The sequence below is a fragment of the Acinetobacter sp. ANC_7503 genome, assembly GCF_056780035.1.
Genome location: NZ_JBWYJA010000033.1, coordinates 1 through 408 on the forward strand (window position 1 = coordinate 1; position 408 = coordinate 408).

The 408-nt window shown below is 47.1% G+C and carries 1 protein-coding gene; it reads left to right on the plus strand.

Annotation, left to right across the window (positions count from 1 at the left end; translation table 11 throughout):
* The coding region (locus tag AC1M9M_RS14830) for a thiolase family protein (RefSeq protein ID WP_481596711.1) at positions 1-408 on the plus strand (408 nt) is incomplete at both ends.

Sequence of the window (408 nt, forward strand, 5' to 3'; positions counted from 1 at the left end):
CCAAGTTAAAACCTGTTGTAAAAGCAGACGGTACAGTAACCGCAGGTAATGCATCAGGCATTAATGATGGTGCTGCTGCGATTCTGATTGCGTCTGATGCAGCTGTAGAAAAATATGGTTTAAAACCTCGTGCCAAAGTGATTGGTGCAACCACTGTTGGGGTTGAACCTCGCATTATGGGCTTTGGTCCTGCACCTGCGATTAAAAAGTTACTGGCTCAAACAGGGTTAACACTAGAGCAAATGGATGTGATTGAGCTGAATGAAGCGTTTGCAGCACAAGCATTGGCGTGTACACGTGACCTAGGTTTAGCCGACGATGATGCACGTGTAAACCCAAATGGTGGTGCAATTGCATTAGGTCATCCATTGGGTGCATCAGGTGCGCGTTTGGTGACGACTGCTCTCA